This window comes from Sulfitobacter sp. (assembly GCF_041552635.1).
Taxonomy (GTDB): domain Bacteria; phylum Pseudomonadota; class Alphaproteobacteria; order Rhodobacterales; family Rhodobacteraceae; genus Sulfitobacter.
This window is the reverse complement of sequence record NZ_JBFEKM010000032.1, coordinates 21,167-27,791: the sequence shown is the minus strand read 5'-3', so window position 1 is coordinate 27,791 and position 6,625 is coordinate 21,167. Positions and strand designations below refer to the sequence as shown.

Sequence of the window (6,625 nt, the reverse complement as noted above, 5' to 3'; positions counted from 1 at the left end):
TTCCACCCGCAATCAGCGCCACAGTCGGAATTTCGCTAAATGTCGACCCGATCAACAGGACCACCAGCACGCATACCAAAAAACCCGCGCCTCAGGTGCTGAAGGCGCGGATGTTTATCCCAACGAGGGCGATAAGCTGTCCACGCCGGACGTTCTGGTGCTTGCCAAAGCACTTAGCGTGTCGCGCTGACCTGACATAACAAGGAATCTGACATGGCCACATTGACCGCTGATCTATCGATGATGATCCCGGGTAACGGGCTAACGCTGCTGGACGAACTAGATCTTGACCCGGCCCTAATTGAGGACATGCCCCAAGAAGACCGTGATGATCCTGACGGGTTCGTGGCCCTGTCGCGTGGCGGCGCGTTCATTTTGCTTGAAGATACGCTATACGCCCTGCTGCACCATTTCACCGCGACGTTGCCAGCGGCGGTGCATGCCGGTGAAAACAGCGTCTATAAATTCCAATCAGCGCCGTCGGAACTCAGCGTGATCCTTGAGGACGACACTGCTGTGCTGAACCATGACGGGTTAAAAACCATCAGCTTGCCCGTGTCAGAACTGCTGACTGTGTTGGACCAGATCACCGAGGATGCGCAACAGATGGAAGATATTCTTGACCTCGAAAGTGCCTAAACCGACGGGCAACTGCGCGGATTAGGCACTTTGGCGATCCCCAAGGCGGCCCGTTTGAATGGCCGTTATCGCGGCAGCCGCCGTTTTGCCAACAGACATCTCAGGCTTGCTGCAGTCCGATCAGATATCTTTGCGACCGTCAGTACTGCTTTGAAAAATTGGTAAAAATAGCCCTATAGATGTGCCACCCGGATCAGACTGAACTGACAACCCGCCCCCGAATTCGCGCAACATTCCCGCCACCATAGACAACCCAAGCCCGGTGCCTTTGCCGACGGGTTTGGTGGTAAAGAAAGGGTCGATCACGTTCGACATAATGTCGGGTGGAATCCCGTGACCGGTATCCGACACGGTGATCTCGGCATAGCCCCCCGGAGCAAGCTTGGATCCGTCTGTCATCGGGCTGGGTGCTGTGATCTGTTTCTGTTTCGCACTCAGTTTCAGCACGCCACCTTGGGGCATGGCATCAACACTGTTGACGATCAAATTGATCAATCCAGAAAGCAATTGCCCCCGGTCAGCAAGCACTTCAAGCTCCGGATCAAAGACCTCGATCTCAAATGCCACCGATGCAGGTATCAAGCGACTGGTAAGCGTCTCAAGCTCCGAGAACGCATGCTGAAGATCAACCTTGGACATGTTCGGCTTTTGCATGCGTGCAAAAATCAAAAGCTGTTTCACAGTTGTCGCGGCCTGCCTTGCGGCAATGAGCGCATTTTCCAGATCCACCTTCTGCTCGCGCGGATCTTCGGAAAGCTGGATCAGCTCAAGACTGCCAATGATCGCGGTGAGGTTGTTGTTGAAATCATGCGCGACCCCCCCCGCCAATTGACCTATGGCTGCCATCTTTTGGGCCTGATGCGCCTGAAGTGCTGCTGCTTCGCGGCTAAGCCGCATGCGCTGCGAAACACGCAGGCTTTGATAAAAATAATAGACCAACCCGATCAATGCCAACGCCACCCCGACAAAATCCAGAGGTTTGCTATAATTTTGAAGGAATGAAAAATAGACCATGACGCCCATGCCGACCACGGCAACAATCTGCACATTCTGATAGATCAACAGGGTATCGGCGCGCCGCACCAGAAACAGCAACTGCGCGGCGATCAATACACCTCCGACCATCGCGATCGCGTCTCGATTGCCACAGAACATCAGCGTTGGCAGCCAGCAATAGGCCACCTGCAGATTGAAAAATAACAGCGCGGCAACAACGACTTCGTACCGCGCAACAAAGCTTTTTCGCGATGTTATAAAATGCGCATGTGCCCAAAAGGAAACAAGAAAGTAGCCTGCCCAGATGAGGGCACTGATCCACCCGGTAGACAGGAAAATCAACACACCGGCCAGGGCAATCGCACTAAGCCGTATCCCTGGCTCGAACGGTTCGCCGAACTCCAATTCTCTCAGTCGTTCGAATTCCGAAGCATAGTTAAAAGCATCGCTTTTCATAATCGAACCCATAATTACAATCATGTATGCGCGATCCGCGCGAAAATTTTTCTGATTTAAGGCCAACGCCAAAACGGCATATCAGGACCTGCTAGATTCAAGTGGGACAAAATTAGGTCCGCCAAATTTCGCGAAAACCACAATTGAAACCTGCCCGTCTTTGCAAACTACACTTTCGCATGCAGTGCGAACAGACTTCTCGGTACATTTCCGGATCATTTGATCGATGGCAGTGCCCCCAATGACACCATTATGTGCGACAAGTCTGCACCAGCAAACATATTGACCAGGACTATATTCAAGCGTCGCCTTGGGCTGCACGTTCCGCTGCATCTGCTTTTCTTTATGCAAAAGGTGCACCATAAGGCCCGAAAAAGGTGGAAATTCAGGATTTACACCTAGCTTGTACACAACTGTTTAATGCGAAAGAGAACCATCATGCCAAAGTTATCTGTGCCCCCCTCAAGCTGTTTCGCTTTTGTGCAGGCAAGTTTGGTCATGATCTTTTTCGCCCTGATGCCAATGGCGGCGCAGTCGCAGTCTTTGTTTACCACCCAAAGCAGCGAACCGGCGAATACCAATGCCGATACTGCTAGCGGAAACGGGACTGGCACGGGGGCCGATACGACGCCGCTTTCCACGCTGCTAGAGGTGCTGAAAGACGATGCCGCCCGCGCTGCCCTTATTGCAGATCTTGAAAAGACCGTCACACCTCAGGCTGCAACCGAAACCGCCCCTGTCGTTGCGCAAAGCCCATCTGAAAGCGGCAGCCAGGGCATCTCAATCGGGCGGCGCATTGCGTTGCAAACCCAGCAGATCGGTGAGGAAACGATTGCGACCGTGCAATCCTTCTGGACCTCGCTTCAGGGCGGCGGCGGGGTTTTCTCGGGCTTAAGTGGTGCCGAAATTTCAGTATTGGTTCAGGCTATTCCCGGTCTGCTTACCGTAATCGCCATCACGATTTTCTTGTTCGTCGTCCTGCGCCGTCTTGCTCGGGGTCTTTATGCCCGCATGGGCCGCCGTGCTGAAAACGTTGGCATTATCCCCTCTATCGGGCTGTTTATCGGCTCCAACATCCTCGACGCTCTTATCGTCTTGCTGGCATGGGCGGCGGGCTATCTGATCACCATCCTTGCAGTGGGCGATTTTGGACAGATCGGTATCCGCCAGTCCTTGTACCTGAATGCGTTTTTGCTGGTTGAAATGACCAAGGTGATCATCCGGTCGTTCTTGTCTCCCGTGGCATCTGGCCTGCGCATTGTGCCCGTCAGTGACGCAGCCGCGCGTTCATTGACGCGTTACCTTAGCATTGTCGTCAGCGTGTTGGGCTATGGCCAATTGCTGATCGTGCCCATCGTCAACCAAAGCGCCAACATGGCTGCGGGCGCTGGTGTGTCGGCGCTTTTGTCAGTGATTGTCCTGCTGTATTTCGTCTATATCGTGCTGCGCCGTCGCAAGGACGTAACCCGCTGGCTGAAGAACGAGACCGATCCAGCCGTCGCCGAAGATGCGGTTGGCGTTGATCCCGCAGCCATCGAAAAGGCGCGCCGCAGCGTTGTTATTCGCACGTTGCACGGGGTAGCGCAAATCTGGCACTGGTTCGCATTGGTCTATATTGCGGTCATGTTCATCGTCGTGATGACCCAGCCTGCGGATGTGACATTGAACGCGCTTGTGGCTTCGGGCAAGATTCTTGCGGCCCTGATTATCGCGGCGTTAATATCGGGCTGGCTGGCGCGGACAGTGCACAGCGGCATTCCGTTGCCCGATGATATCAACGCGAAACTGCCCCTGCTTGAACGGCGCATCAACACATTCGTGCCACGCGCCTTCAGCTTGCTGCGTCTTGCACTGCTTTTGGGGGTATTGATCTTCACCCTTGATGTGATCGGCATGATCGACGTCAGAAGCTGGCTCGAAAGTCAGGTTGGTTTGGCCTTTACCGCCGCGATCATCTCGGTGGGGCTGATCCTGACGGTATCCTTTGGTCTGTGGCTGGCACTGACCTCATTCGTTGATTATAAACTGAACCCCGAATTTGGCGGCATCCCATCTTCCCGCGAGACAACTTTGCTGACGTTGCTGCGCAACGCAGTGACCATCGCGCTGGTGATCCTTACGCTGATGTTTGTGCTCAGCGAGATCGGGCTTGATATCGGGCCACTGCTGGCCTCGGCCGGGGTCTTGGGTCTGGCGATTGGTTTCGGGGCGCAAAAGATGGTGCAAGACATCATCACCGGTGTTTTCATTCAGTTCGAAAACGTCATCAACGTCGGTGATGTGATCACCGTCGGCGGCACCACAGGCACCGTTGAAAAGCTGTCTGTGCGGTCCGTATCCTTGCGCGATGTGCAGGGCGTGTTCCACATGATTCCGTTTTCCACCGTGGATATGGTCAGCAACTACATGCGTGGTTTTGCCTATACCGTCACGGATATGGGCATCGCGTATCGCGAGAATGTCGAAGACGCCAAGCAGGCCATGTTCGACGCATTCGAGCGCATGGTGGCAAATGAACCCGACATCGCCGCAAACATTATCGGAGAGCTGGAGTGGTTTGGCGTGCAGTCGCTGGGCGACAGCGCCGTGGTGTTGCGCACACGGATCAAGACCGATCCGGGCAAGCAGTGGGGCATTGGCCGCATGTTCAACGGCTACCTCAAGGTGGTCTTCGACGAGCGCGGCATCGAGATCCCTTTCCCGCAGCAGACCATCTGGCTCGGCGAAAACAAGGACGGCACCACGCAGCCGTTCAAGATCGAAGGGCCCGAGACCAAGACATCAAAGCCCGAGACCAAAACGCCCACCAAGAAGATCAAAGCGGACGACGTCCCCGACAGCGGCGACGCGGATGCCGACGGGGCTGCCGACCGCTAAGGCACCTCGCACCAAACACAAAAGGCCCCCGGTCAGGTCATGACCGGGGGCCTTATTTACGTCTGCAAAGCGGTTCTTACAGGACCGCTTCGATCAGATATGGCCCCTTAGTCGCCAGACCGGTCTCAATCGCCAGTTCAAGCGCCGCGCAATCGCTGACCTGCGTGGCCTCGACACCCATCGATTGCGCCATCTCGACGAATTTCAGCGTCGGCTGGTCCAACGACAGCATGTCCATCGCCTTGGGGCCTGCGTTGGTGACACCGACATTGGTCAGCTCTCCGCGCAGGATCTTATAGACGCGGTTTGCAAAGATCACGATCGTCACGTCCAGCCCTTCACGCGCCATCGTCCACAGGGCCTGAACCGTGTACATCGCACTGCCATCTCCGACCAATGCCAGAACCTTACGGTCCGGGCAGGCCACGGCGGCACCGATGGCAACCGGCATGCCATACCCGATAGAGCCGCCACAGTTGTTCAACCACGTATGTTTCGGGGCACCAGCCGTGGCAGGGAAAAAGCTGCGGCCGGTGGTGATCGCTTCGTCCACGACAATTGCGTCTTCCGGGATTGTGCGGCCCAGAACATCTGCGATGCCGCCGGGGTCCAGCGGGCCGGTGGGTTTGTCTGGCGTGACGCTTTGCGCGACATGGGCGGGGGCGGTATCGGTCGCGCCCGTGCCATCGCAAATCGCGGTCAGGGCACTGGCGATATCCTGCGATGTCTTGCACAGGTCAATGATATTTGCACCGTCAGCGGTCAGGATCGCGGGCTTGCCCGGATAGGCGAAAAAGCCGATTGGTGCACGCGCGCCGATCAGAACGATACGTTTGTAAGGCTTCAACGCCTCAAGCGCCTGATCAATCGGGTAAGGGACGCGGTCGATGGCGACGCGCCCTGCCCCGCGCTCCAGCCTCGCGTTCGACCATTCGCTTAGCAGCTTGCAGCCTGTCTTGGCCGCGATCCGGCCCGCGATCACCAGCATGTCTTCGGTCAGGGCAGCGCCGCCCAGCAGCAGCAGACTGTCTGGTCCGGACAAGGCCGCGATGGCATCCTCCAGCGCCGATGCGTCAAACGCGGGTCGCGGATCAACCGGGATCGCTGCGGCGACTTCGCCACCTTCGTTCCATGCGGTGTCGCTGGGCAGCATCAAGGTCGCCACCTGACCGGGGGCGATGTTTGCGGCATGAACGGCCTTGGCCGCGTCCGCGCCCACATGGGTCGCGGACAGGGACGTATGCACCCAATGCGACACGGGCCGCGCAATCCCTTCGATGTCCGACGTCAGCGGCGCGTCCAGTTCAATATGGCTGACCGCGTGTTCGCCGACGATGTTGACCACACCGGAGCCCGCCTTTTTCGCGTTGTGCAGGTTCGACAGCCCGTTCGCCAAACCGGGCCCAAGGTGCAGCAGCGTGCAGGCAGGCTTGCCCGCCAGCCGGAAATAACCATCGGCGGCACCGGTCGCCACGCCTTCTTGCAGGACAAGTATCGACCGCATGCCGGGCACATGGTCAAGGGCGGCAACAAAGTGCATCTCGGAGGTGCCGGGGTTGGTGAAACAGGTGTCCAGCCCGCTATCAAGCAGGGATTTCACAAGGCTTTCTGCGCCGTTCATCGGCGGGGTGTCGGTTGCGTCGCTCATGACTTTTTC

Annotated in this window: 5 protein-coding genes; 3 read left to right on the top strand and 2 right to left on the bottom strand. The window is 56.8% G+C overall.

Annotated elements, in window-relative coordinates; genetic code table 11:
* Nucleotides 1-190, top strand: a 190-nt coding sequence (locus ABYT07_RS05730; protein WP_372990063.1) for a hypothetical protein, incomplete at its 5' end; no start/stop codon positions are given.
* Between the two features lie 23 nt (nt 191-213).
* The gene (locus tag ABYT07_RS05725; RefSeq protein ID WP_372990061.1) at nt 214-639 is read left to right on the top strand and encodes a hypothetical protein; all 426 of its coding nucleotides are present in this window, start codon (nt 214-216) and stop codon (nt 637-639) included.
* A 120-nt stretch (nt 640-759) separates the two neighbouring features.
* On the opposite strand, the gene ABYT07_RS05720 is transcribed toward ABYT07_RS05725, so the two are convergent.
* The gene (locus ABYT07_RS05720; RefSeq protein WP_372990060.1) at nt 760-2,091 is read right to left on the bottom strand and encodes a sensor histidine kinase; all 1,332 of its coding nucleotides are present in this window, start codon (nt 2,089-2,091) and stop codon (nt 760-762) included.
* A gap of 438 nt (nt 2,092-2,529) precedes the next feature.
* On the opposite strand from ABYT07_RS05720, the gene ABYT07_RS05715 reads away from it, so the two are divergent.
* Nucleotides 2,530-4,968 carry a mechanosensitive ion channel domain-containing protein gene (locus ABYT07_RS05715; protein ID WP_372990058.1) on the top strand — a complete coding sequence of 813 codons (2,439 nt, stop codon included), beginning with the start codon at nt 2,530-2,532 and terminating at the stop codon, nt 4,966-4,968.
* 76 nt (nt 4,969-5,044) lie between these two features.
* On the opposite strand, the gene ABYT07_RS05710 is transcribed toward ABYT07_RS05715, so the two are convergent.
* Complete coding sequence (locus ABYT07_RS05710; protein WP_372990057.1) at nt 5,045-6,616, bottom strand: acetolactate synthase large subunit; 1,572 nt, start codon at nt 6,614-6,616, stop codon at nt 5,045-5,047.
* Nucleotides 6,617-6,625: the final 9 nt, after the last annotated feature.